The organism is Vibrio sp. KUL80, from assembly GCF_059725495.1.
The window spans coordinates 847,604-874,032 of the sequence record NZ_AP045842.1; the positions used below are offsets into that span (position 1 = coordinate 847,604).

General features: G+C 46.4%; 19 protein-coding genes. 6 read left to right on the top strand and 13 right to left on the bottom strand.

The genetic code is table 11. The features are described from left to right. Positions 1-73: 73 nt before the first annotated feature. Entirely contained in the window at positions 74-1,840 is a 1,767-nt protein-coding gene (locus tag AC6I8U_RS20455; RefSeq protein WP_498019514.1) for a sodium:solute symporter family protein, read from the bottom strand. 619 nt (positions 1,841-2,459) lie between these two features. Between AC6I8U_RS20455 and AC6I8U_RS20460 the strand changes: the two genes are divergently transcribed. From AC6I8U_RS20460 to AC6I8U_RS20470, 3 genes are all read left to right on the top strand, one after another. After that, positions 2,460-4,226, top strand: a complete 1,767-nt coding sequence (locus AC6I8U_RS20460; RefSeq protein WP_498019515.1) for a sodium:solute symporter family protein — start codon at positions 2,460-2,462, stop codon at positions 4,224-4,226. A 93-nt stretch (positions 4,227-4,319) separates the two neighbouring features. Further along, positions 4,320-5,756, top strand: coding sequence for a glucuronate isomerase (uxaC, locus tag AC6I8U_RS20465; protein ID WP_498019516.1), 1,437 nt, complete (start codon positions 4,320-4,322; stop codon positions 5,754-5,756). Then, on the top strand, positions 5,753-7,759 hold the full coding sequence (locus tag AC6I8U_RS20470; protein WP_498019517.1) for a heparinase II/III domain-containing protein: 2,007 nt from the start codon (positions 5,753-5,755) through the stop codon (positions 7,757-7,759). The genes uxaC and AC6I8U_RS20470 overlap by 4 nt, the downstream gene beginning before the upstream one ends. Before the next feature lie 69 nt (positions 7,760-7,828). Here the strand turns inward: AC6I8U_RS20470 and AC6I8U_RS20475 are convergent, their stop codons facing one another. From AC6I8U_RS20475 to AC6I8U_RS20505, 7 genes are all read right to left on the bottom strand, one after another. After that, a complete protein-coding gene (locus tag AC6I8U_RS20475; protein WP_498019518.1) occupies positions 7,829-9,157 on the bottom strand; it encodes a lysine N(6)-hydroxylase/L-ornithine N(5)-oxygenase family protein in 1,329 nt (442 codons plus the stop codon). An 8-nt stretch (positions 9,158-9,165) separates the two neighbouring features. Further along, positions 9,166-10,872, bottom strand: coding sequence for a GNAT family N-acetyltransferase (locus tag AC6I8U_RS20480; protein WP_498019519.1), 1,707 nt, complete (start codon positions 10,870-10,872; stop codon positions 9,166-9,168). A 36-nt stretch (positions 10,873-10,908) separates the two neighbouring features. Next, on the bottom strand, positions 10,909-11,862 hold the full coding sequence (locus AC6I8U_RS20485) for an IucA/IucC family protein (protein ID WP_498019520.1): 954 nt from the start codon (positions 11,860-11,862) through the stop codon (positions 10,909-10,911). A gap of 13 nt (positions 11,863-11,875) precedes the next feature. After that, positions 11,876-12,475: a nitroreductase family protein gene (locus AC6I8U_RS20490; protein ID WP_498019521.1), complete on the bottom strand. Its 600-nt coding sequence runs from the start codon at positions 12,473-12,475 to the stop codon at positions 11,876-11,878. 100 nt (positions 12,476-12,575) lie between these two features. Further along, the gene (locus tag AC6I8U_RS20495) at positions 12,576-14,768 is read right to left on the bottom strand and encodes a TonB-dependent receptor (RefSeq protein WP_498019522.1); all 2,193 of its coding nucleotides are present in this window, start codon (positions 14,766-14,768) and stop codon (positions 12,576-12,578) included. A 9-nt stretch (positions 14,769-14,777) separates the two neighbouring features. Then, positions 14,778-15,950 carry a hypothetical protein gene (locus tag AC6I8U_RS20500; RefSeq protein ID WP_498019523.1) on the bottom strand — a complete coding sequence of 391 codons (1,173 nt, stop codon included), beginning with the start codon at positions 15,948-15,950 and terminating at the stop codon, positions 14,778-14,780. Between the two features lie 328 nt (positions 15,951-16,278). Continuing rightward, entirely contained in the window at positions 16,279-17,226 is a 948-nt protein-coding gene (locus tag AC6I8U_RS20505) for an IS30 family transposase (protein ID WP_498018479.1), read from the bottom strand. On the opposite strand from AC6I8U_RS20505, the gene AC6I8U_RS20510 reads away from it, so the two are divergent. Further along, positions 17,225-18,979, top strand: a complete 1,755-nt coding sequence (locus AC6I8U_RS20510; RefSeq protein ID WP_498019524.1) for an IucA/IucC family protein — start codon at positions 17,225-17,227, stop codon at positions 18,977-18,979. The genes AC6I8U_RS20505 and AC6I8U_RS20510 overlap by 2 nt on opposite strands. 134 nt (positions 18,980-19,113) lie before the next feature. Next, positions 19,114-20,145 carry a S66 family peptidase gene (locus AC6I8U_RS20515; protein WP_498019525.1) on the top strand — a complete coding sequence of 344 codons (1,032 nt, stop codon included), beginning with the start codon at positions 19,114-19,116 and terminating at the stop codon, positions 20,143-20,145. Positions 20,146-20,193: 48 nt separating this feature from the next. On the opposite strand, the gene AC6I8U_RS20520 is transcribed toward AC6I8U_RS20515, so the two are convergent. The 4 genes from AC6I8U_RS20520 to AC6I8U_RS20535 all read right to left on the bottom strand — a co-directional run bounded on the left by AC6I8U_RS20520 (position 20,194) and on the right by AC6I8U_RS20535 (position 23,246). After that, on the bottom strand, positions 20,194-21,285 hold the full coding sequence (locus tag AC6I8U_RS20520; RefSeq protein ID WP_498019526.1) for an alkene reductase: 1,092 nt from the start codon (positions 21,283-21,285) through the stop codon (positions 20,194-20,196). 125 nt (positions 21,286-21,410) lie between these two features. Further along, positions 21,411-22,292: a LysR family transcriptional regulator gene (locus AC6I8U_RS20525; protein WP_498019527.1), complete on the bottom strand. Its 882-nt coding sequence runs from the start codon at positions 22,290-22,292 to the stop codon at positions 21,411-21,413. Positions 22,293-22,332: 40 nt separating this feature from the next. Then, entirely contained in the window at positions 22,333-22,857 is a 525-nt protein-coding gene (locus AC6I8U_RS20530) for a DNA mismatch repair protein (protein ID WP_498019611.1), read from the bottom strand. Positions 22,858-22,859: 2 nt separating this feature from the next. Further along, a complete protein-coding gene (locus tag AC6I8U_RS20535; RefSeq protein WP_234497492.1) occupies positions 22,860-23,246 on the bottom strand; it encodes an MAPEG family protein in 387 nt (128 codons plus the stop codon). A 188-nt stretch (positions 23,247-23,434) separates the two neighbouring features. On the opposite strand from AC6I8U_RS20535, the gene AC6I8U_RS20540 reads away from it, so the two are divergent. Further along, positions 23,435-24,055, top strand: coding sequence for a hypothetical protein (locus tag AC6I8U_RS20540; RefSeq protein ID WP_234497493.1), 621 nt, complete (start codon positions 23,435-23,437; stop codon positions 24,053-24,055). 43 nt (positions 24,056-24,098) lie between these two features. On the opposite strand, the gene glgB is transcribed toward AC6I8U_RS20540, so the two are convergent. Further along, complete coding sequence (gene glgB, locus AC6I8U_RS20545; RefSeq protein WP_498019528.1) at positions 24,099-26,282, bottom strand: 1,4-alpha-glucan branching protein GlgB; 2,184 nt, start codon at positions 26,280-26,282, stop codon at positions 24,099-24,101. Positions 26,283-26,429: the final 147 nt, after the last annotated feature.

The window sequence follows — 26,429 nt, forward strand, 5'->3', positions numbered from 1 at the left end:
TAGAGTTGGTGTTGAAAGAGGAGCTACTGTGAACTGCGTAGCTCCTAATTGAGGGGGATAGAGATGTAAAACCTTAGCTCGCCGTGCTGGCGGTTAGCTTATCGGCTTGCTTAGCGCTTTTAAGTAACAAACTACCTACGGTGACAATGACAGCTCCACAGAACACGAATGCCATTCGACCCCAGAATGGATTTGGAATCAGCACCATTAAGGTAACCAGTGCACCAAACACCAGAATCAGCTTACCAAGCATTTTACGTTGCTGGCGGTCGTACTCGTCCTGACCAGCTTCTTCAATAACTGGTGTCGCAACATCATCCCAAAACTCCGTAAGTTCTTGTTTGCGTTCGCCAACAGGTGCTTTATAGAACTTAGTTGTTAGGCAGAAGAAACCACCCGTAATGAATAGATGACCCATAATGCCGAGTAGAACTTTAAGATCTTTTGCTTCGCGACCGGTAAATGGTGTTTCTAGATTCAGCCAGTTAGCTACAACATCTGCCGTGATAACAAAGCTCACTAAATAAGAGACAACGATACCCACAACCAACGTTGCCCAAGCAGCCCAATCAGGGGTTTTCTTAATGAAAATACCGAAGAAAAGCGGAACTAGGATTGGCATCTGAAGCAAAGTACTTACATACATCATCGCGTCAAACAAGCTCAAGCCGCGCAGCGAGTTAATGAACAATGCCACAAGAATAATCAAACCACCGAAACACATAGTCACAAGCTGACTAACACGCATTAACTTTTTGTCGTCTGCTTTCTTGTCGATGATCGGCGCATAGAAGTTACGCACGAAGATACCAGAATTTCGATTTAAGCCTGAGTCCATTGAAGACATAGTCGCTGCAAACACAGCTGACATCAGAAGACCGACCATACCCACAGGCATCGCATTTTCTACAAAGACCAGATAGACAGCATCTGCCGCTTTTTTGCCAAGCTCAGCCGCATGCACCGTCGCCGCATCAGGATACATTACCGCTGTTACCCAAGGTGGCAGGAACCAAATAGCCGGACCAATAAGCATTAGCACAAAAGCAAGTAATGCGGCTTTACGAGCGTTAGTCGAATCTTTTGCTGTAAGAAAACGATAGGAATCTTGCATGTTGTTGATATTTTGGAGCTGCTTAACAAACATAAAGATAAACCAAGATACGAACAGCAATGAATAGTTCATATCAGAGCCCATGATTGAATCCGCTGGGAACTGCTCAATCAGATTTGACGGACCACCAATTTTAATCAATGCCGCAACCGCACAAACCACGGTTACCGCCATGATCACCACCATCTGTACAAAGTCTGACGCCACAACGCCCCATGCACCGCCAATCACTGAAATAAACAGTACGATCAAACCCGTCACCACAATGGTGGTTTCGATATCCACTTTAAATACCGCGCTCACGAATAGAGCAAGACCGTTTAGCCAGATGCCCGTGTAAACAATGCTCGTTGGCATGGTTGCCCAAGTAAAGACTTGCTCGTTGGTGGCCCCAAAACGGCGGCGTACACCCTCAATAGGAGTGACTACGCGCATTTGACGGAAACGATAAGAGAAGAACAACCAAGAGAGTAGGAAACCAAATGCGTTGGCCATGAACACAACCATAATAGGAAAGCCGTCGGTAAAGGCTTTACCTGCGGCACCTGTGAAGGTCCAGGCACTGAACTGCGTCATAAAGGCAGTGGACCCCACCATCCACCAGAGCATTTTACCGCCCCCACGGAAGTAGTCACTTGTAGAGCTACCCGCAAAGCGTTTAAAGATGACGCCTATCGCTATCATAAAGATAAAGTAAACGCCCACGACGAGCATATCGACATTCATTCTGAACTCCTTTTACATTTTTTGTCTTTGTAATTTTTTAAAACTCCGTTTCATTATTTGACAAATGCCGTTTTTATAAAGTTCAATTAGCATGATATGTGACCTATGTAACTAAATATGTCAAACACAGCTCTTTTGTGTTAACGCGATCAAATAATGTGTAAGTCAAGTTATCGATACGACAAAGACAATTAGAACCTGAAGATAAATCGAACGAAATCCAAATTAAGATCAAGAATATTAGACTTATAAATCAGCAAATTAAATACAAAAATCATGAGAATATCTTTAAACATTGACATCAGACTGGTGCTAACTGTAGTTTGAGCCAAATATGTGCATAAACACATAAAAAGTGCAAATTTAGGTTTGATCATTGCCCCATTCAATGAACTAGAGTGGTTTTCTTGATCACTCATCTCTGTACTCGACACATGTCACTATTGCTTCTCAAATATGAAGATTAATTTAATTCGACTTAAAAAATAAAAAAATGAAAAACCGTTTCATTCATCACAAAAATGAACGGAGACGTAGCGTCCGCACCGGAAATGTAGCATTATTGAACCATCGTTTTATTTTTATAAGTTAGAAATTTCATTTTTTAAGGGTAAGTGTAATGAATATCGACATTTTTGTTGTCGGCGTCTACTTCATCTTCATGATCGCTGTAGGTGTCATATTCAAGCGTCTCGCTGGCAATTCAACCGGTGATTACTTCTGTGGGGGCGGTAAAATGCTCTGGTGGATGGTCGGCTCTACCGCCTTCATGACACAGTTCAGTGCCTGGACGTTTACTGGTGCCGCTGGTAAAGCGTTTACAGATGGCTTTCCAGTTATGGTTATCTTTATGGCTAACGCCTTTGGTTTCCTACTCTCTTGGTTGTTCTTCTCTTATCGTTTCCGCCAGATGCGTGTAGTCACACCAGTAGAAGGCGTTAGACGTCGTTTCGGTGCAACCAACGAACAGGTGTTCACCTGGGCAACCATGCCAACCAGCATTGTTTATACTGGTATTTGGCTTAACGGCCTTGCTCTATTTGTGAGCGCAGTGTTCAAGATCGACATTGAAACGACGATTGTGGTTACTGGTTTAATCGTACTGTTTATTTCAGTGATTGGTGGCTCTTGGGGCGTGGTCGCTTCTGACTTTGTACAGATGGTAGTGATCACGGCAGTAACGGTAGTTTGTGCTGTTGCGGCATTGATAAAAATTGGTGGTCCATCAAACTTAATTGAGCAGTTCCCAGCAGATTCAATTATGGGTCCAAACATGAACTATCCATTGCTGTTTGTGGCTTGGTTTATCTTCATGTTTGTCAAACAGCTTCAAAACATCAACAACATGCAAGACTCTTACCGCTTCCTAACGGCGAAAGACTCTACTAACGCACGCAAAGCGGCATTACTTGCCTTTGTTCTCATGTTGATTGGTCCAGCGATTTGGTTTATGCCACCTTGGGTAACTGCAATTATTTATCCAGATGCAGCACTGGCTCACGCAGATGCGCTTGGTAGTAAAGCAGCAGATGCCGTTTACTTGGTGTTCGTAGAGCGAGTCATGCCTGTCGGTATGGTGGGTCTTCTAATGTCAGCCGTGTTTGCAGCGACCATGTCTTCGATGGATTCAGGTCTAAACCGAAACGCTGGGGTATTTGTCCGTAACTTCTACAGCCCTATCATCAATAAAAATGCGTCTGAGAAAAAGCTGATGCGTGTGAGCCAAGGCGTAACTATTGTCTTCGGCACTCTTATCATCGCTGTTGCATTGTTCATTAACTCGCTGCGCGGTCTAAGCCTGTTTGATGCTATGATGTACGTCAGTACACTTCTTCAAATGCCAATCCTAGTGCCTCTGTTCTTTGGTATGTTCATTAAGAAGACACCAGATTGGGCGGCGTGGGGAACACTGGCTGTTGGTATGGTTGTGTCTTACATGGTGAGCTTTGTGATTACACCTGACGTTATCGCTAACCTGCTTGGTATCGAGGGTGGTTTCACTAGCCGTGAAGCAGCAGACATGACAGTCATGAACGGCATCATTGGTCACCTAGTATTCACCGGCGGTTTCTTCTGTCTAACCACTAAGTTCTACAAAGAACCTGTCGGCGAGCGTAAGACTGAACTCAACGAGTTCTGGACTGACGTAGCCACTCCAGTTGTTGAAGAAGCGGGTCAAGATGCGGTGGATCGCCAGCAACGTAGCATGCTTGGTAAGTTGATTCTTGTGTTTGGTGCTTTAGTTATCACCATGGTTCTTATTCCGAATCCATTCTGGGGTCGCATGGCGTTCCTATTCTGCGGCGGTGTTGTTGTAACGGTGGGGGCTTTACTGCTTAAAAGCGCAAAAGAAACCACAGTTTTCACTCTTCAAGCACAAAGCTAATTAACCATACAGGGGCTGGTCTCCAGCCCCTTGTTTAGAGTGTTAAGTAAGGCAAAAAGTCAGTGTCTTACTTAGTATTTTGAGACAGAGCGTATGAGCAAAGACTATATCAACGACAATTTTCTTTTAGCATCACCTCTCGCGCAGCATCTATATCACAGCTTCGCAAGCGAGATGCCAATTATCGATTATCACAACCACCTCGATGCCAAAGAGATTTGGGAAGACTACTGTGCTAGCAATATTGCCCAAAGTTGGTTGCACAGCGACCATTACCTGTGGCGTGCCATGCGTAGCAATGGTGTGGATGAGTTCTATGTTACGGGTGATGCAAGTGATCGAGAGAAGTTTGAAAAGTGGTGCGAAACTGCCCCATTTATTTTGGGTAATCCCCTCTATCAATGGTCACATCTAGAATTAAAGCGATTCTTCAACTGTGATCTCTTACTTGATCCCAAAAACAGCGATGCCATCTGGGCACACTGCCAATCAGAATTGGCGACGCAAAGACTCAGTACTCGAAATGTGTTGAAGCAGTGTAAGGTCAAAACACTTTGCACCACCGATTCTCCATTGTCAGAGCTTAACTACCACCAGCTCATCGCTGAGTCTGACTTTGAGGTAGACGTACTACCGACATTTCGAGCTGATGATCTGTTTGGCTTTACCGATGTCGAAAGCTATCGCCGCACTATCAATGCATTGGAACACCTAACGGCATGTGACATAACGTCACTTGGTGATCTGATGCATGCCATCACGATGAGAATGGACGTATTCCATAATCTGGGCTGTCGACTCTCTGACCTTGGGTTGACTATCGTTGAATTTGAGTCTTGCGACCAAACTAAGGCATCCAATATTTTCCAAAAAATCCTCGAGCAGCACCCTCTATCAGACAGAGAAATCATTCAGTTCAAAACCTATCTGTTTCAGGAGCTTGGCAAGCAATACCATGCGCGTGGTTGGGCAATGCAAGTTCATATCGGAGTGCTCGTCAATGTGAACGAGAGAAGAAAGCTGGCTCTCGGAGGGGGGACTGGGTTTAGTGTGATTAATGATCGTTTGATCGCCGAAGGGCTTACACAGCTGCTCAGCGCGCTCGATGCCAGTGACCAACTACCAAAAACCATCCTCTACAGCATCAATCCAAATCACAACGCCATACTCAGCTGTATTGCCGGGGCATTCCAAGACAGTGATACCGCAGCCGGAAAAATTCAGTTTGGCGCTGCGTGGTGGTTTAACGACCACAAAGATGGCATGGAGGCTCAACTAACTACGCTCAAAAACCTCGGAGCGCTCGGTCGCTTTGTTGGCATGTTAACGGACTCGAGAAATATTTTCTCAATGAGTCGTCACGAATACTTCCGCCGCGTTCTATGCAACCTCCTCGCATCTTGGGTAGAGAGTGGGGAATTGCCCAACGATGAGAGTCTTCTCAAACAAACGATTCAAAATATCTGTTATTACAATGCACTGCGCTATTTCAACTTTCCTCAACATGAAGTCACAGGGGACGCACAATGATCCAATTCAGTGAACAACAAATCCAAACCATTAAACAGCGCGCCTCTGACGAGACTATTTCACAACTAATTAAAGATAATGAGGTGGTACTCAACAGCGACACACTAGTACCACCAGACGGTCGTGCAACCTGGAACCTCTATTATTTTTGCCCTGAGCACGGCGTTCGTCTGACTTGGGATAGAAACAAACCTAACTCTCACTGCTGTCCTGTCGATGGCAAAGAGTTTACTGGTGAACCTTATGACGGCGCATGGTGGCGTTGGCTGAACGGACTAAATGCAAAGGCTTGCTATGACTTAGGCCTACTTTGGAACCTTACTGGGGAGTCGCGCTTTCTTCTGAAAGTAAAAGAAATTCTGCTGCAGTCTGCCAAATATTATCCGGACTACGAAGTGCATGGTGGCATCCCCTACAATGGTCCAGGTAAAGCCAACGCACAAACGCTTTGTGAAGCCAACTGTCACTTGGATCTTGCTCGCGGCTATGATTTTGTTCGCTCCGAGTTTACTGCCGAAGAACGTGACTACATAGAACAGCGTTTATTGCGTGAAGGCGCTGAGTTCTTGATGGAGTATCGCACCGATCAGTTGCACAACCACGAGATGAAAATCAATGCCACTATCGGTGTGATAGGATTAATACTCGACGACAGCCGTTACATCGAATTCGCGCTGAATACTGACTACGGTATTCACTACCAACTCAATAATGGTTGTACTGAAGAGGGGATGTGGTTCGAAGGCTCAATCCACTATCATTACTATGCCCTGCAAGCACTGTTAAACTTCGAGAAGATGGCGTATCACACCCCTTACTCGGTGAGCTCAAATCCGAACTTCCTGAAGATGCTAAAGTTTCCATTGAACCTGGTACTAAATACAGGCGACTTCCCGCGCCTTAACGATTGTATTGCTGGGCAAGAGAAAATCACGCACTCTCATTTGTTCGAGTTCGCTTACGCTCAATACCCATGTGACGAGTTTGCTAGTGCTCTATCGAGCATCTATCAGAACATCTCACGCGACAATATTGATGCACTGCTCTACGGTGTCGATACTTTACCGAAAGCGCTGCCGTTACAGTGCCGCTCTATTCATACTCCGCAAGCAGGTGTGACGATTCATTACGATCAACTGCAAAATAACGCCATGCTTCTTAAGCACAGCCCTTATGGCGGTGAGCATGATCACTACGATCGACTAGGTCTTATTTTGGTACGTGACGGCAAAGAGATCCTGCCCGATCTCGGTACCACTGGCTACGGAGCAGAGCTTCATTATGGTTACTACAAAAATACCGCCACCCACAACACACTCGTTGTGAATCAGCAAAACCAATCGCCAATTAACCCAACATTGCTGCACTTCTCCGACTCTCCGATCTGTAAGGTCATCGATACGTTAGCAGATTGGAACCAGCCACCAGCAAAAGTTGACAGTCACACCATTGAGCAATGGGATAACGCCTCTTATCAGAATGTGATGTTTAGACGCATACTATTTTGTGTGGGAGATGCCTACATTGAAGCAAACTTCATAGCGAACCCGCACAGGCAACAGCTCGACTTGACCTATCATGTTCGAGGCACTCACTTCGAGCTTAAAGACTTTGAATCTTGCAAAAACCCGCTAAATGGACCGCTAGAACGGATGACCGAGACTCGTATTTTAACTTCGGTTCAAGCTTACAACGGACATTACGACATAGAAGGTCAACAGCCATTTAAGCAACACATGCGCTTTGATTCACCTTGTGATGTATTGATCGGTGAAGCGCCGGATAATCCCGCAACGTCAAATTTAGCCTACACGCTAGTTCGCTCTGATGCGGCAACATTGAATACAATTGTACTGCACGATATGTCGAACTCGGATGATGATACGACTCTTAGTGATGTCTCTTGGAATGACAACGAAGTATGCTTCAGCATCATTCAACAAGGGCAGACAACCGCGATCACCTACAACTTGCATTCACATTCTTTAAGAGTGCGCGCGTAAGTCAGAGAAACCTTCAAACACCAGTAAGCCCCGCATTCAATGCGGGGCTTACTGTTTACGGTGCACTGTTCACGATGCAATATCGAGCGGGTTGCTATTTTGGACTATCTGCGGAATCGAAGAAGAGTGTAAATCCCAATCCATAATGTTGCTTGAGCTGGTATTGTTATAGAGCAATTTATCACTGACACTATTTAGGATTGTCGCCGCTCGCCAAGCGGCCAAACTCAACTGGGGTTCGATAATGCCATGGTTGTGAGTACCCGAGTTCACGACAAATAGTTTGCTGTCAGTTGGCTGCTTCCAAAACGCCGCATAGTCTTCATTCAATAAAGGACGCCCCAGCTCATCAAGTTGTAGCTGGTCAGCAATGTTCTCTAAGCACGGCGCTAGCACTCGCTTGAATCCAGTGCAAAGAATCACGACATCAGCCTGTAGCGCCTTGATATTATTGGTAATCCCATGCTTGAGTGTGATCTGATTTAGCTCCCCTACCATTTCTAAACCTACGAGTTCCTGATGAGGTTGAATGCTCCACCACTTAGGGTTTTGCAACACATACTTGTCATGATACAAGGCCTGATAAAGGGTACTCAGGCAGTCGTCTGTAATACCGTCGCTGGTGAGTTTTTGCCGAGAGACCTCTCGTGCTTGCTGCGCTTTGTCCAAATGATAGAACTGATTCACGTAATCGGGCATAAAGAATTGGTCGCTAAAGCAGCTCTCATCCAACCCTTCTAGATTTGCTCGGCGAGATATCCAATCAAGCTGACGTGGCTTACCAAAGTCACCCGAAAAAATGTGCTGAAAGATGTCAGCGCCAGTTTGTCCACCACCTACAATCACCACTCGCTTGCCGCGAAGATCCGGTTTACGTTGCATCATTTCGTGAGCATGGAAACAGTTGTCGGCCAGCTTACCCTTTGCACAATCCGGAACGACAGGTTGGGTTCCCGTCCCTACTACAAGATGTTTGCTAGTAAGAGTCTGCCCGTTGGACTGAATAACAAAATGATCGCCTTCGAAACGCACATCACTCACCCCTGAATCAAACTGGGTATTAGGCAATTGTTTCGCAACCCACGCCATATAGTCTGAGAACTCTAGACGAGAAATCATAAAGTCGCCGCGCGCTGTAAACGGATAAAACTTCTGTTTTTGTACCAAATAATTCAAAAACGAATACGGGCTTGTTGGGTCAACCGCGGTGACTAAGTCTTTTAAGAAAGAGGTCTGCATCTTGGCATGATTGAGGAGCAAACCAGGGTGCCATGCAAACTCTGGCTTTCGCTCCAAAAACTGCGTGCTGAGCTCTGACTTCGGTGCTGCTAACGCAGCTATACTTAGGTTGAACGGACCAATGCCGACACCTACTAAATCAAAATCTTTTGTTTTCATTCTATTACCTACCTAGCCTGGGACGTATAAAACTCAAAGAAGCGTTCGCGCTTGCATTGCAGCATCGCCGCTCTCTCATGTGGGAAATCGAAATCAAACAGATGCTCAAATCCAATCCGTTCAGTTAGGGCAAGGACTTTTTTGTTATCCGCTCTTGGCTCTCCCATTACATTGTTGGTTTTGGCGTTAGCTAGAAAGCAGTAGTGCACGATGCCTCTAGACCAAACTGAGAAATATCGCCAGCCGCGAAAACGAGGGTTAGCCGAGAGCATGTGAGCACCACGATCAAAATCTTGCGCTTGATAGTACGGTCCTAAGCGATCTTCTGGCGTCCAGTAGATTTCAAAGTACCCAAATGGCACCCCATCAAACTCACCAATAACTGGAAACTGATGAGGATCCATTTCCATTTTGGTTAAGTAGTCGATATGGTCTTGGTGAGATCCTTCCAACTCCCATACAGGTGAAATCGCAGGATCATTGTGCCAACGATTGAAGCACTCAAGATCTCTGGAAAGCGACGCCTTTCGAAACGTCAGCACCTTATTCAGACCGTAGATATAGCGCTGATAAAAAACGCCTACTGGCTTAGCTGGCCTCGGCGGATGAGTTAAACCATTACTTGCTTCTAACCTAATCTCACCGGTCGGTTTATGATCTGGCTGATGCCAAATTGGGGCATGTTCCAAAAAACTCGCTCTCGTCATTCGTTGCGCAGTATCAAGACAACCTCGGACAAACTCAGGTGCGAGTTCACAGGTGATTTGTTGACAATCCAGCGCAAAGAAAGCGTGCTCTAAACCAGACCAATAGATAAGCGGATCTCCGGTATCGACTTTTACTGAGATAACACAGTTAGTCTCGTTTACGCTTAAAAGACCACGTTCAATACCATTGGTTTTAAGAGACCATTGATTAGTCGCTACCGGAAAAATCGCAACATCAAAGCCATCAGGTAGAGGCTTTACGCAATCAGGGAGCGCGCCCTCGCTGAGCGGGTTAGGGATCTCGCGATAGATCTTAGTCGGGTCGCTAAGTGTCGCTTCATTGTGCTCTTCGACAAAACATAGAAAATTTCGTTTCCAGTGCAAGGTATCTGAGTTCAACAAGTAGTTATAAAAGCTAGGGTCTACTGGTGATGCTGCTGCCAATGCCGCTAGCTTTTCTCGACATACCTGATACAGCACTTGTTCTGTCACCATGCCGCTTGCTGCAATGATAGCCACTGTGTTGATCAAAGAGTTACCAATCAGATAATAGGCAAGATAAGGATTAACAAACTCACCTTCCATGAAATACTCTGGCTTTTCACCTTCAAACACTGAAGCAAAACGCTCTAAAGCAAGTTCTGTCACGCCACTGCCTTGGCAGTCACGATACATCATGCTCGCTGGCATTCCGTTATCAACTCGCAAAAGTATGTTCTGTTGATGGGCAAGCATAACCACACCGTAATCGCTGCGCGCGATACAAAGTGGTGCAATGACGTTTTGCATAAATGCACCGATCCAATCGCATGCCGCTTGATATTGAGAAATGTCTTCGCGCAGGGCGACTTGCTGAACCCAACTGACAACCTGAGCTTGCTGCAGCCCTACGCAAACTTGGTTAACCGTCGCAAGCAGGTGAGTGTTGCCTTCATTGGCTGAAGTACTCGCCAATTGGGTGCGCTTTTCAGCAAAGAATGGATTATCGCGCAAACTAATTAGAGGCAAGTCTAAACCTTCTCCTTGTGGGTTTGTGACCGTTGCTCAAGCAGGCTCTTCGAAAAAGGTTGTCGTTGGCAAGCGCTGAGAAAGCTCATGTCCTGCCTCGTGCCCCAATAAGCGGCTAAACAGAATTCCGCGTTTTGCCTCCTTAACCGATAGCAAGCGCAGCGAATTGGTCAATTTGATAGGTAGTGAAACCTTGAGCATCCATGGCATATCCGGATGATAAATAGCACGGGTCGAAGAGGTCGCCCGCCACCCTGCACTACTTATGTTCAAATCAACCATGTCACTGGCCATCGCGGCGAAATCATCGCTCTCTCGCCACGCTTTTGCTTGCAAAGGGTGCATTGGGAAAGCTACATGATTTTCTGCGAGATTCGGTCGCTTGCTATCCGCAATGCTTAGCTTAAATAGCGCCTCCAGTTTGGAGTGAGCAGATTCCCCAACTGACTCTGACATCAGGCGCTCTTTGGAGATGGAAAACCACTCTATCGAAAAGCTATTTTCAAACTCTGGCAGGTATACTGCCTGCTCCTCTTGAGTCAGTGGCGCACAGCTTTTTGGTGTTGGGTGCATACTGTGCCCACCAATCAGCGACTGTTCCGATTCGATAAAAGTCACAGGCTCGCCAGCACCACGCTTTTGCTTAGATTGGCTCGCTCGCTGAACAAACTCATCCGATGCACCAACGCGCTGAATGAGTCGATCTCGCTTTGCTGCATCGCCATCATCGTAGTTCGCCAATACCCAATCTAGCGATTCTGGGAAAGATAAAAGTTGGCAGTGATCATCTTGGCTAAGGTAGAGCGTCTCTTTATACCGATGACGACCCGTTGGTGAGCAATAACTAAGTGGCAACCAAAGCTGGGCATTATTGAGCTCAAAGGTTGCGCACTGTACCGCTTTGTTGTTGATTTGGCATAGATTCGTACTTCCCTGCATATCGACGAATAAACTGTTAAAGAAGGACTGAAAAGTCAGTGAATGTGTCATATCTTGCTAATCCTTAATGCTCGTCTAACCAATGAGTGACTTGGTTAGGTCCGTGCCAAACTTGAGTATGTGCGCTCACACTGCCTCTTTTTTTAGTTCGCTTTTCTACTGGTGTCCCGAACATCATAAAGCCCACGGGGACGTGTGCTTCCGTAAGTCCGAGTAACTGTCGAATACCCGGCAACTCAATCGCATCGGTGGAGTACCAAACGCCGCCAAAACCTGATTGATCGGCGGCGAGTAAGGTCATCTGACACGCTGCCGCCGCAGAGAACAGTTGATCTTGTTTGCTCACTTCGCGATGCTCTTGCACCTTCGCAGAAATCAGAACTAGGCTTGGCGCCTTTGCGAGGTAGTCCGCTAGTCGATTCGCTTGCGCGGTTGATACCTGTTTGTCGTGTGCGAGCCACGCATCACGTAAGTTCGCAATCATGTGAGGGATCTGTGATGACTCGATCACCAGAAAATGCCAAGGTTTGAGTCTGCCATGATCGGGAGTACTCATTGCCGCCTGGAGAATGGCTTGCATTTGCTTATTGTCGGGCGCAGGCGCGCGCATTTCATGCACGTGATAGGACACGCGCTGATATAAATCACTGAGTTCTTGTTTCATTGTTATATTTCTTGAGCCAACTGACGTTTGATAGAAGGTTGTCGTTCTTTAGGTCAATCTAGATGCTCACCCCCATCAGCGGAGGTGAGTCATAGTTTGACTAGAACTCAGCACTGTAGCTAAGTGCGAAGGTTCGACCCTGACCGTTGTATTTGAACAATTCTGGTGCCGACACCGCGCTGTACAATACTTGTGCTCGTTGACTCCAGATCGTTTCGTATGTTGTATTGAATAGGTTCTCAATACCGAAGTTGATCTGACCAACAGGCAGCATGTAGCAGCTAGACAAGCCCACGATGTTGTAACCATTTAGCTTGTTGTTATCGGCATCTTCATAGTCAGCCAGTGACTGCAAGAACACTTCCATACCATAATCAAGGTTGTCATAACCTACGCGAGTTACCGCGCTTGATGGGCTAGCAAACTGGGCGGTCATATCCTGCCAAGCACCTTGGTTCTTCTCTTCGCTGCGGATCCACTGACCTTGTACACCAGCGTAAATATTCTGAGTGAAGTAGTAATCAAACTGGCCTTCAATACCGTAGATTCGGCTCTCTTCACTGCCGACGTCCAACGTCAGATCACTGGTGTTAATCTTCTGCGTTTTATCCGATAGCGAGTAGTAGCCTGCAATCTGAGTTTGATAGCTATTACCGCTGGCACGCCAACCCAGCTCGATCGAGTTCGTTTTCACACCAGGTAGCGGCGTATTATTGATGTTAACGCTGTTAGTTAGTGTTGCGTGTCCTGGGTTGGATGTCAGATCATAGGTGCCTTTTCCGTAGAATTTGGCAGGGTCCGGTACGTTAAATCCTTGGCTAAAGTTTGCCCATAGCTGCTGGCTATCCGCTAAGTCGTAGACACCACCTGCGTTAAACAACCAAACGTCTGTTGATGAGCTGCCACCAGGGATAGCGTCGGCACCAGAGAGTAAACCCGCTGCTACATACTCTTGCTGCGATAAGCCAACGAAGTCGCTGACATCAAAACGAGTCTTTTGATAACGCACGCCACCGGTTAGTAACCAATCTTCTGCCACGCGCCAGTTAGCCTGAGCAAACAGCGCTGCGTTTTGCGTGTCGATATCCGGATAGCGCTGCAATTCACGAAGCTTTTCAAACTCCATCGCACCAGACGCCATCGCTTTTTGCAGATCAAATACGCGCTGCTTTGCACTGAAGGTTTCCGAGGCATATTCACCACCGTAATTTAATGCCACATCCTGCCACTCTTTTTGCAGCATCAGCTTACCGCCAAAGATGCTGGTATCCTGAACAGAGGAACCGTACATCGGTGTCGTTGTGTCAGGGAATGGGAAGAAGCCCAATGACTCGCTGCGATAGTAAAGTTGAGCAAGCAAGGCGTGGTCTAACACGCTGTCATGTTTGTATTGCGCATTCACAAAGACGCGTTCTGTATGTGGTTGCTCATCGAGCTTAAGTCCTTTGCGGATCTCAATCAGCTCAGGAAAACCAAATAGACCGGCTAAGTTAGGACCTAAGTAGGCGCCATACTCGGTATCTTGCTGACTATCGTAGTACTGTGCTGTTAGAGAGAGCAATTGCAGCTCATCAATATTGACCTCCAAATTACCCATGACATCGATAGCTTGGTTAAACTGCATATCGGTCTGAGTGATATCTGGCATGATCATGTTACCGTCACCATCATAAGCGGCCCCCTTGCCCTCATAAGCGACAGAGAGTCGACCCGCTACAGTGTCGTTACCACCAGAAATAGCGAGCGCCGCTTGTTTGGTCAAATCTTCACTGCTGTTAAAGCCAGATACGCCTCCGATTCGCGCTTCCACTTTGGTATCGCCAGCCTCACCTTTCTTGGTGATGATGTTGATGATACCGCCCGACGCACCCGCGCCAAACAATGCCGTTGCACCAGATAACACCTCAACTCGAGCAATATTGAAAGGATCAATACTGTCAAACTGACGACTGATTTCACGTGTCGAGTTAAGCGATACGCCGTCAATCATGACTAGTGCAGAACGACCACGAAGATTCTGTGAATAGTTGGTTCGACTACCACTGCCAAAATCAAACCCTGGGATTAAGCGACCCAATGCACCTTTCAAATCCGTCCCGGCATTGATGTGCTTTTCTAGCTCTTTTTGATCAATAACCCACATCGTGGTTGCAGAATCTGCAATCGTGGTTTGAATCTTAGTACCCGTGACAATCACAGTATCCAGATCGTTCTTTGGCTCGGCGTAAACCGTGCTGTGGACTAAAAGAGCTAAGGAGCTTAGGGGAAGTCCCTTTCTCACTAGAGTGTTCATAATGTTCCTTTATTTTTCTGATATAGACATAGTTGAAGGTGACAATGACGTGCTACCGATAGCGCACATCGAGATCAAAAGAAGTAAGGCAAATAGGACTGATGCATAGAGCGCATTTACGCCCAGGGACAAAAACAGTGCCGTGGCTCCCGTTCCGACGAGATGCCCTATGGAGTGGCTTTGAGCAATCAAACCACTGACAGACACCTTGCTTATGCGCTCATCCGCATTGTGATACGTTACTTGGCTATACCAAGTAGGAAGAGCCGACACCGCCAATGCCAAGCCCACTCCTGCCATCACTAAAACTGGGTAAGTCGCTGGTTTGGCGATGATTAAAGCGGTGAAAACAAGCAGTCCAAGAATCATCAAACTGATACGTACCCTAATAAATTGGGCGAGCAAGGGCATAAGCACAGCTTGACCAAATAAGGCAACGACCGAGACGCCGAGTAGAAACATCGCCAGTTGGTGACTCGCCTCAGTAGGCGTGGGGATCAGACGGTGAATCTCAGGAGCTAACGCTAACTGAAAACTTGCAACCCAAGCGGTGGTGAGTAGCGCACAAATGAGCGTCCAAGTTGGGACAAGTTTGAGCCTCTGCATGACAGGCAAGACCTGGGACTTGTGGTCTTGTCTATTGTTGTCAGTAGAAGGACATTGAACGTAACTCCACAACATGGGGAGAAGCGGTACCACCAATATCAAAAGCCAATTTATGGGGATAAGCGCTAAGGCCGGTCCGATTAAACGGCCAAGTGTTAGTGCACTGCTTGCTCTGGAGAGCTGTTTATACTGCGAAGCATGGTCATGGCTCTGCGCCAATATATATCCATGAGCAATAGGGAGAAATGCACTGGAAAAATACCCCATTGCAAATCTTGTCGCACCAAGAATAATCAGAGACAACCAATGCCAAGATAAATCAAACGACAATAGCGTTAATACAACAATAAAAATCACGCTAACTAAAGCGTAACCTGTAAAGGTGAGACGAGCACTAACCGCAAAACCATCACTTGTTATTTTATTGGGCCAATAGCTTGAACCAATAAAATAACTCAGCAAATTAACGTTCAACAAAATTATGACGCCAGACCATTCTAATGAACTACCAGATATGCCTAACACATCTGCTACATACGGCAGAAAACTAAATAATAAAGTCTGATTTAGCCCCATTGAGAGCAGGGCACCTAACATCCACATGGCTACAAGAGTGCAACAAAAGTTACGTTAATGATAATAATTATCACTATGATTGTTGATCTCACTATCGTTTGTCAATACATTATCTATAAATTGTTTAACATTTATATTGATAGCATTATCAGACAGATAGCATAGAAGAGGCTCATAGTAGTGAGAAACCAACGTTGGGAAGTGGCTAACCAGAAGCTAATGGCTAAAGCATTTAGTGAGCTAGATTTTGAGGATTTATTTGAATTCGATACTCTAATGCAGACTAAAGAAGCCCGAATTCAACGGCGAAGTGCGACACTCTCCAATATCAAGCAGCCAAAGCCATTTTGTTAAATATTATGGCTGGCTGTTTGAAGCCTAGACACTTTCTTGGTCGATAATTTATCCGCGATAGGGCGAACTCTATATCACTGTCTGTCACCGTCGATAGGTCGGTTCCTTTCTTCACATATTGCCTTAGAAGGCCGTTCGCATTTTCATTAGCACCTCGCTCCCAAGAGCTGTAGGGGTGAGCAAAGTACACATCTGCCTTGAGCGCTTTCGCGATGGCTTCATGACCAGCGAACTCTCGCCCGTTATCTGCGGTGATAGTATGCACATGCTCCTTGTAAGGCATCAGTAGATCTATTGTGGCCTGGGTAACATCATCGGCTGACTTAGATGGTACTTTCTTTACCAAGTAAAACCGTGTTTTGCGCTCTAAAATAGTCACCATTGCGCCTGTGCCATGCTTCCCGAGAACAGTGTCAATTTCCCAGTCACCAAACCGCTCTCTGCTGTCAACAATGCTTGGTCTGTCATCAATTGAAACGGCATTCTTAATCGCTGGAGCTTTCTCTTTTTTACCACGACGATACCGCTTATGGCCTTGTCTCAAGTGACGATATAATTTACCGCCTGAGCGCTTGTCGCTAGCAACAAAACGATAAATCCACTCATGGCTGACTGCTGCGCCAGCTTTCGTCAATACACTCGAAATCTGCTCTGGACTCCAATCCGCCTCTAGAAGAAGACGAATAAAGTCAACACGCTCCTTTGGTATTCGGTATTTAAGCGCAGCTCTTCGTCTCGTAATGGACAGCATCTGTGCCGTGCTTGGACAGTAATGGTTGCTTTTACGACCTCTTTTAAGCTCTCGATAAACCGTTGAGCGGTGGCACTGAACTGTTTTAGCTATTTCAGAAACTGAAATTCCCCGTTCCAAAAGAGCAGAAATCTGGTATCTTCTGCCCTCGGTCAACTGCTGATAATTCATGGTAGTACTGCTTGTTTCTTTGGCGAGAAGAGCGTACCACTTTCAGCAGTTGGCTTCCTCTTCTACACCTTCCCATGAATGTCGCACTTATTATCTGAAATCGGGAGGCATTGAAAATATAGAGATTGTTTTAAATGGACAACGCTGGTCTTATCAAGCAAAGCAAAGTATTTGGGGGATGAGAAACCCAATTGCTGGCTCAATTAAATGTAACGACGAAAATAACCCTACAATTACTCAGCTTTTAATTGATCTACAAAAGACAGTTTCGATTAATGATATTGATCTGTCGGGTCTTTTAGAAGAAATACAGCAAACGCTGTTCAGTGAAATTAAGCGATCGGAGACATTAGATAAAGTGACGACCCAAGATATTGTCTATTGCACTGAAATTCAAAGACAAAAGTATCTCGATGCACACCCTAAAATCATTGCTAATAAAGGCCGATTAGGTTGGGGAGAAGCAGAACTTGCGCGGTACTCTCCAGAAACAAGCGAAGGCTTCCAACTCAGATACATCGCTATCAAGAAGCATTTGTGTCATTTTGGCTTTCGCTCGGACCTTACTCCGCTTGATGTACTAAGCAAAACAATGCCTGAGCAAGACTACTCTGGCCTTGTCACCAAGATCCCACAACGCGACCTGAATGAATATCTCGTGCTTGCCGTTCATCCATGGCAATACCAGCGCTTTATCACTATTCAGTTTCAAGAGTACCTCCAAAATGAAGACATCATTGATCTCGGCTTGCTTGGCGGAAGCTGGATCCCTCAGCAATCCATTCGTACTCTGAGCACTTTAGACCACTCTGTGCCATATGATGTGAAAACCGCGCTCACCATACTCAACACCTCCTGCTATCGAGGCATACCCGGAAAGTACATTCAGCAGGGACCCGAGATTTCCAAATGGCTAGCAAACATCGCAAGCACAGATTCGCTCCTTAAGAATAACGGCCTTCATGTTCAACAAGAGTTAGGGGGCGTTTACTGCCCTCACCCCTACCAATCCAAGATCGAAGGCGCATACCGCTACAGCGAAATGCTGGGTTGTATTTGGCGAGAGCGAGCTGAGGCAGTGCTGAGTGATAACCAAAGACCACTCTCTATGGCGACACTCATGCAAGACGATGGGCAAGATAATGCGTGCATTAATGAGCTTATCGCTTCATCAGGCCTATCTCATGAACAGTGGTTGCGAGCTATGTTTCGGCATGTTGTCATACCAATTTACCATCTAATGTGTCGCTATGGTGTCGGTCTTGTTGCTCACGGTCAAAACGTGACACTTGTATTGGAAGATAACATTCCAACTGGCTGTATGATCAAGGATTTCCATGGGGATCTTCGATTGGTCGATCAACCGTACCCCGAACTGGCGTCCCTAGAGCAAAGCATTCAAGACAACCTCACCCGTTTGCCGCCGCACTATTTGGTTCATGATTTGCTCACTGGCCATTTTGTTACTGTGTTGCGCTTTGTCTCTCCTTGGCTAGAGAGTAAGGGAGTATCAGAGGCACTGTTTTATGGCTACTTGGCAGATGAAGTCAAAACGTATCAGACAGAGCACCCTGAACTCAAAGAGCGCTTTAAACAGTTCAACTTGCTTAGCGAAAGCATCGACAAGATCTGCCTTAATCGAGTTCGCTTCAAAATTGGCTATGGTGATAGCAGCGAACGCCCTTTACCAGAACTTGGTAAGCCTATCCCTAACCCTCTGCTCATCGGCCTTACCGCGCTAGATAAACGCTAGCCAGCACAATTATGCTGCTCTGTGAACCGTCAAAGCAGCATCTTAAATTAAGCGACCCAATCGTTGTTAACTCATTGTATTTATGAAACTAAGCAGATAATCTGGCTCTATCATAGCTAACATCGGAGCCGTTCATGCAGTACCCGAAACCACTATCAGCCGGCAGTACCATAGGTATCACCGCCTTTTCCTCTGGCATCGCGCCTCAGCATCTTTCACGCTTCGAATGTGTTACTCAGCACCTTGAATCTCTCGGCTTCAACCTTGTGATTGGCAATTGTCTATTCGACAAAGGGAACCATGTTAGTGGCACCGCGACTGAACGAGCGGATGAGTTAATGTCTATGTTACTGGACGACCATATTGACGCTATTTACCCACCATGGGGTGGAGAAGTCGCGATGGAGCTTCTGCCACTTATCGACTTTAAAAAACTCACTACCGTTCGCCCTAAGTGGATTCTCGGTTTTTCGGATGTCAGTACCATCTCTGCAGTCTTCGCGAGTAAACTTGGCTGGGCAACCGCCCATTGCTCGAACTTAATGGACCTCTCGCCAAATGCGATTGACCCACTGACTTCAAGCACCATCGCCAATTTAGGCACGCCGTCAGGCGAAAGCTTCATACAAAAAGAACAAACTCACTATGCAAGTCGATGGCCTGATTTTGTCAACGCACCAGACTCAGGACTACATCTCGACACACCAACACAATGGCGCTGGCTCAATCAGCCAAGATCAGGAAATACCGTGGAAGGAAGGTTGATAGGCGGATGTTGGGACACCCTATCGCACCTGTTTGGTACTGAGTATCTCGATCTAGACGCGTTCGCAAATAGATATCCCGAAGGTGTTGTCTTGTATTTAGAGAATGCAGAAATGCCGCCGACAGAAGTGGTTAGAACGCTGCTCAGCATGAAATTTCGCGGCGTATTTTCTAACATTAGCGCGCTGCTCATTGGACGCAATGCGGCTCCCGATTCGAGCTCCCCAAACGACCTAGGCTACTATGAGGCTTTAGAAACTCACTTAAGAGAGCTCGACATACCTGTAATGATCGATCTCGATATTGGTCATCGACCACCTAATCTCACTTTGATCAACGGTGCTTTCGCGCGTATAGAGCTCGAACACCCGGCGGGAAAGATGACTCAAACACTCAAATAGTGCGGCCTAATGAAAAAACAAGGGCGTCACATGGACGCCCTTTATCATCTAAACTTGGTACTCAGGATAGTCGATATACCCTTTTTCATCGCCGCCATACAGGCTTAAACGAGCGTCGGCATCGAACTCCGCCAACGGCCAGTCGTTTTTAAAGCGAGCCACAAGATCTGGGTTGGTTACATAAGGCGTACCAAACGCAACAAGATCCGCATAGTTGTTCTCTAGTAGTGCTGTTGCGCTCTCTTTGGTGAGTTTGCCCGCAATCATAATTGGATTCGGGTAGATATCACGAACCTCTTTACGAAATGCCTCTGGTGCTTCGATATAGCGCGAGATGTTCTCCGAGAAGTGCACGTAGGCGAGATTCATCGGTGCTAATGCAACCAATGCCTTCTTCACGACATCAACAATTTCAGAGTCTTCATCAGCGAACCCCTCCATCACGTGTGGAGAGACACGAATTGCCACTTTGTCGCCGCCAATCTCATTCACAACAGCTTGCATTACCTCAACCAAGAATCGAACGCGATTCTCTTGTGAGCCACCGTATTGGTCTGTGCGCTTGTTGCTAGAAAGACGCATAAACTGATCAAGCAAGTAACCGTGCGCAGCATGGATTTCAATACCGTCGAAGCCCGCTTCAATCGCGTTTTTTGCGGCTTGTACATAATCGGCAATAGTTTGCTGAATATCTTGCTCAGTCATTGCGCGAGGTTCGCCAGTCTCAATCATACCGAAGCCACCTTCTGGTAGCGGACCGAATACTTGGTCAGCTTCTTTAATCGCCGACGCAGACAAAACCTGCTCACCCGTGATGGATTCATGGCTACGACGGCCCACATGCCAAAGCTGAATGAATACTTTGCTGCCTTGGTCATGGATCGCTTTCGTGACTTTTTTCCAACCATCGATGTGCGCTTGAGTATAGATACCCGGGGTCATCGAGTAACCACGACCAATGGCCGAGATCGGCGCACCTTCTGTGATGATGAGACCTGCATTCGCGCGCTGTGCGTAGTAGGTTGCCATCATGTCATTCGGTACATCACCAGGCTGAGTCGTGCGGGAGCGTGTCATCGGCGCCATTGCAATGCGATTACTTAACTCAAGTTGACCGTAGTTGAAGTTAGAAAAGATCATGTCGTATGTCCTCAATATCGTAATGGGGACAGTTTAGCCATGAGTGACGTTTAGATTTAGAGCAATAATCGCAAATGGCTTTTGTCAAAATTGCAAAAGCCATGTCTCTACAATGAAGAATAAAGCTAGAGCGATAACTTAGGTTGAATAAACTCAATAAAAGCCGTGATACGCCTTGCAACCGAAGACGAGCGATAATACACGGCGTTAACTTGTTCACGGCCAGTGGTCGTCAATTTATCAGACTCAAGCAATGGCACTAACCTGCCCTCCTCAATATCCTTTTTGACCATAAAGCCAGACATACAAGCGATACCGTTGCCTGCCAACGCAAGCTGTCTGACGGTTTCACCATTGCTAGAAACCATGCAGGGTTGAATCGTCGGAGTACCAGGCAGCGGCCACTGGTTTAACACCTTAGCGCCCACAAATCCTATTAAGCTGTGAGTACCAAGATCGCTGACCGATTTCGGATATCCTCGCTGAGCTAGGTAATCGGGAGAGGCCACGAGAAAGAGCAGACTTTTTCCAAGCGGCTTGGCGTGCAAAGTTGAGTCGGTGAGTTTACCGATTCGAATTGCGACGTCCGTCCGCTTCTCCAGCAAATCCACGAAGCCTTCGTTGGATGTTAGCTCTAACTCTATATCAGGATATTCCTTATTAAACTCGGCAACTAACGGTACTAATTGATGAAGTACAAAAGGACTGGCGGCATCGACCCTGAGGCGACCTTTTGGAAGCTCACCTCTTGCGACAATATCCTCTTCAGTTTGCTGAAGAATACGCAGACCCTCTCTAACCCCATCGACAAACTGTCTACCTTCATCGGTGAGCTCAATACGTCTCGTGGTTCGATTAAGAAGCGTTACACCTAGCTGAGTTTCAAGCTTACTGACACTGCGAGAGACCTTCGCTACTTGAATATCTAGAGCCTCTGCGGCTGCGGAAAAGCCACCGCTATCAATAACAGACAGCAGTATTTCTAAATCATCAGAACGGGTGAGCATATTTATTTCATTAATTGCAAAAGTAAGTTCTAAGTGTATATCAATTTGGCAATGATCGGCGAGACAGATCGCGAGCGAGTATCAGAGCAAGCCCCAAAATCTGCAGGAAAACAGCGATGTTCTTGTAATACGCCATTTCCTCTTCAATACTCGCAAGCGTTTCAGATAGCCCTAGATTATCAAGATAAAGCTCGTCGATGAGTTCACGTTGCGTGTCCTGAGCACTATTGATCATGACCATTAAATCGTCGAGGTGTTTACTGTGGATCGGTGGGACTTGTGCTGTAACCCATTGAGATAGCTGAACCCTCAACATATCGGCTATATCGGGATCGATGTTATTACCGTCTAAATGTATTAGCAGAGCTTCACGCTTTCTCTCTAAAGTTTCCACCTGATTCCATGTCAGTTGCATCGAGTATAAGTTGGCTTCTTTGCGCTCCTGAATCATCGCAATGTCACTCGACATTTTATCTAGCACCTGGCTAGACAACACAATAGCCATGACGTTTAGAATAAGGCCTATTGAGACCATCACCCATGCGGGTGGCAGGAGCGAGCGCATCATCAAAGTAGCCTATCGAACGGAAGATAAAAAAGATTAGAGACTATCAAACCCGCCATGGCAAAAATTGTCACCTTCATTCCTCTAACGCGACCTTTAAAGCGCTTATTGAGAATACCATCCGCGTGCATCCAACGCCCCACCAGAAAGCTTACCCCAATAACGTGAATCCAAACTGCTGGCGCACCATTATATTCAACCAAAGCCATTAGAATTAACGTAATCGGAATATAGTCAACGGCATTGCCTTGTGCACTGCGCGCAATCTGCAGCGATTCAACACCTCCATCAGCATACGCGACTTGGTTAGACCTGCGTTGCTTGATGACTTGAAAAGATAACCAAATCATCAAAGCGGCAAGCAGTGACGCATACAGTGCTGTAATCATTCAAATCCCCTAATTTTTCGTCAGTATCGCTCAGACAAGTGTCTAACTTGCTGATATAAACAGATAATACTAGTCAGTGTAGCCGAGAATTCTAGGTTCTCCACTGACAGAACTGGCATAAAATCAACTAGGTACCTAACCTTATAGATGCAAAAACGAGAATTAATTACCAAGCTGGGATAGTACGAGTGAAAATGTATCTAATGCTGTTAGCCCTTCTTGTCTCGGCACCTGCTGCTACCTATGCAAGTTGGTTTAACGAACACAATATCGATAAGTTTGATCGAATTGAAACTCATCGAGTGTGGGGTTTTGGAGATTTAGTCGACAATAAGTTCACTACATTTGGTATACGCTGCGATGACCGCTCCAAGCTCCTTGTCACGTTTGGCCTTGCTCAGGAGCTCGACAATGAAAACGCTAAAGTTGACCTAGCGTTTCGAGTCGACCAAAACGAGCCACTTTTTTTTGAGGGACAGTTATTCTCGAATAGCAAAGAGTCTGGGTTTGTGAGAGCGACGAAAGAGAATTTAGCGCTTATTAATCGCTTAATACTGCAAAGTAAACAAGGCAAGAACGTCGATGTAAGAGCATCAAATAAAGAGCAGAGCCAATTTGTTGAATACTCTGTATCGCTTGACGGGTTTACAAAGTTTAGCCATGACACTCGCGAGGCGTGCGGAGTTGGGACGGTAAAATTGGCAGTCACGCCGAAAGACAAAGCCGAGCTCATCAGGTTGAGACAACAACTTAAAGATATCGAAAAGAAAATAGCAGAAATAGAAGCGAAGTACTCGACAGGATTTTAATAAGCCCTTTAGCGGAAAATTCCGCTAAAGGGCTTAACGACGTTTAGCCTCGGTATTTATAGAATACCGTTGATAGTGGTGGCAGTTTAAGTGATAGCGATTGAGGTTGAGATTCACTCTCTACAGCCTCAGTCTCTGCCACTTGAACAACGCCAAAATCACTGCCTGCATACAAGGCATCATCGGTACTTAACAGTAACTCATAGCGACCTGCTAATGGCACACCCAAGCGGAATGATTCGTGAGGAACTGGCGTAAAGTTACTGATCACCAATACACGTTCACCATCTTCACTGATACGCTCGTGCGCCAAGATGCTCGCCTCTGCAGCATCCTGTAGTCGCCACTCAAAACCTTTCGGATCTGAGTCTTGATCGAACAGAGCTTTTTCAGCGCGATACAGCAAGTTCAAGTCTTTCGTTAGTGCTTTCACACCTTGGTGGCGCTCAAAATCAAGCAAGAACCATTGGAGTTGATCGTCGTGGTTCCACTCACCGGTTTGACCGAACTCGGCACCCATGAAGTTTAGCTTCTTGCCTGGCTGAGCGTACATATAACCAAGATAAGCGCGTAGGTTCGCTGTTTGCTGCCACTCATCACCTGGCATCTTGTTATGGATCGAGCGCTTACCGTACACCACTTCATCGTGCGATAAAGACAGTACATAGTTTTCGCTATGAGCATAAACAAGCGGGAACGTGATGGTATCGTGATGGTATTTGCGGTGAATTGGATCTTCTTGAATATACGATAGACTGTCGTGCATCCAACCCATATTCCACTTAAATCCAAAGCCTAGACCGCCCGCAAAGGTTGGCGCAGATACGCCTGGGAAAGCGGTAGATTCTTCAGCGATCGTCATGGCATTCGGGAAGTGCTTGTACACTTCTTCGTTCATCCACTTCAGTGTTGCAATCGCATCATAGTTCTCACGACCACCGTCAATGTTCGGGATCCACTGATCGTGGCTACGCGAGTAATCGAGATAAAGCATCGATGCAACGGCATCCACGCGAATACCATCGATATGGAATTGCTCAAACCAGTACAACGCGTTGGATACTAGGAAGCGTCGAACATGTTCACGACCTAGGTCATAAATGTACGAGTTCCAATCTTGGTGCCAACCGCGGCGTGGATCCGGATCATGGAACAGTGGCGTACCATCAAAGTTCGCTAAGCCGTGATCGTCCGATGGAAAGTGTGCTGGAACCCAATCCAGTACTACACCAAGGCCCGCTTGGTGACACTGATCAACAAAGTACTTGAAGTCATCTGGTGAACCAAAACGACTGGTTGGTGCAAACAAACCTACTGGCTGATAGCCCCATGAACCGTAGAACGGGTGCTCAGAAACTGGCATCAGTTCAACGTGGGTGTAACCCATATCGGTTAAGTAAGGGATCAGCTCGTCAGCAAGTTCACGATAATTTAGGAAGTCACCGTTGTCATTACGTTTCCAAGAGCCAGCGTGCAGCTCATAGAATGACAGTGCTTCTTTGCGTTTTTCTGTTACCGGGCGCTGCTGCCAATTGGCATCTTGCCAGTCATAACGATCATGATTATAAGTAACAGAAGAAAATGATGGGTACTGCTCAGAGTAGAAACCCCATGGATCCGCCTTATGTGGCAGACCTTCACCATCAGGACCTTTTAGCTCAAATTTGTATTGAGTGCCCTCTGGCAAATTCGGAATGAAGAGCCCCCAGATCCCGTAGTCAAGTCTCTGCATTGGGTTGCGACGTCCGTCCCAAGCGTTGAAATTACCAACGATACTGACGGCCGAAGCATGTGGTGCATACACCAAGAAACGGGTACCTTCGACTTGCTTACCGTCTCTCTCTTGCGAAATGAACTGTGCTCCCATCTGGTGGTACATTTCTTTCGGCGTGTGTAGCTCTTCGTATTCGGCATATAAACCGTGGTATTGGTATGGATCATCGAGCAACTGCTCAGTGCCATTCCAATCGACAGCCAACTGATAATGGGTAAATCGTAAATCAAGGTCCGATTCAAGGACAAACCCCGACGCCTGATCTCGCACCATTGGCATTCTTGTGCCATCTTCCAAAACAACCGCGACAGCGTCTGCGCCTGGCATCCAAACTCTAAGCGCATGTGTCTCATCCTGTAGGTATGGACCTAGGAATGAGAATGGGTCAGCAAACGATGCACTCGAGAGTAGATCGTACGCCTTTTGTTGTCTTTTAAGCCCTTTTTTGTTCAACGTTCATCTCCCTCGACCTAACACTCTGCCCCCCCTTTTTATTGTTGAGTCTTAGCCAGTGGCTAAAACGTCGGGGGCAAGAAATAAAAAGCCCGCGATACGCGGGCTATCTGCAAGGTTTCATTGTACTGGAAACATGATGTACGG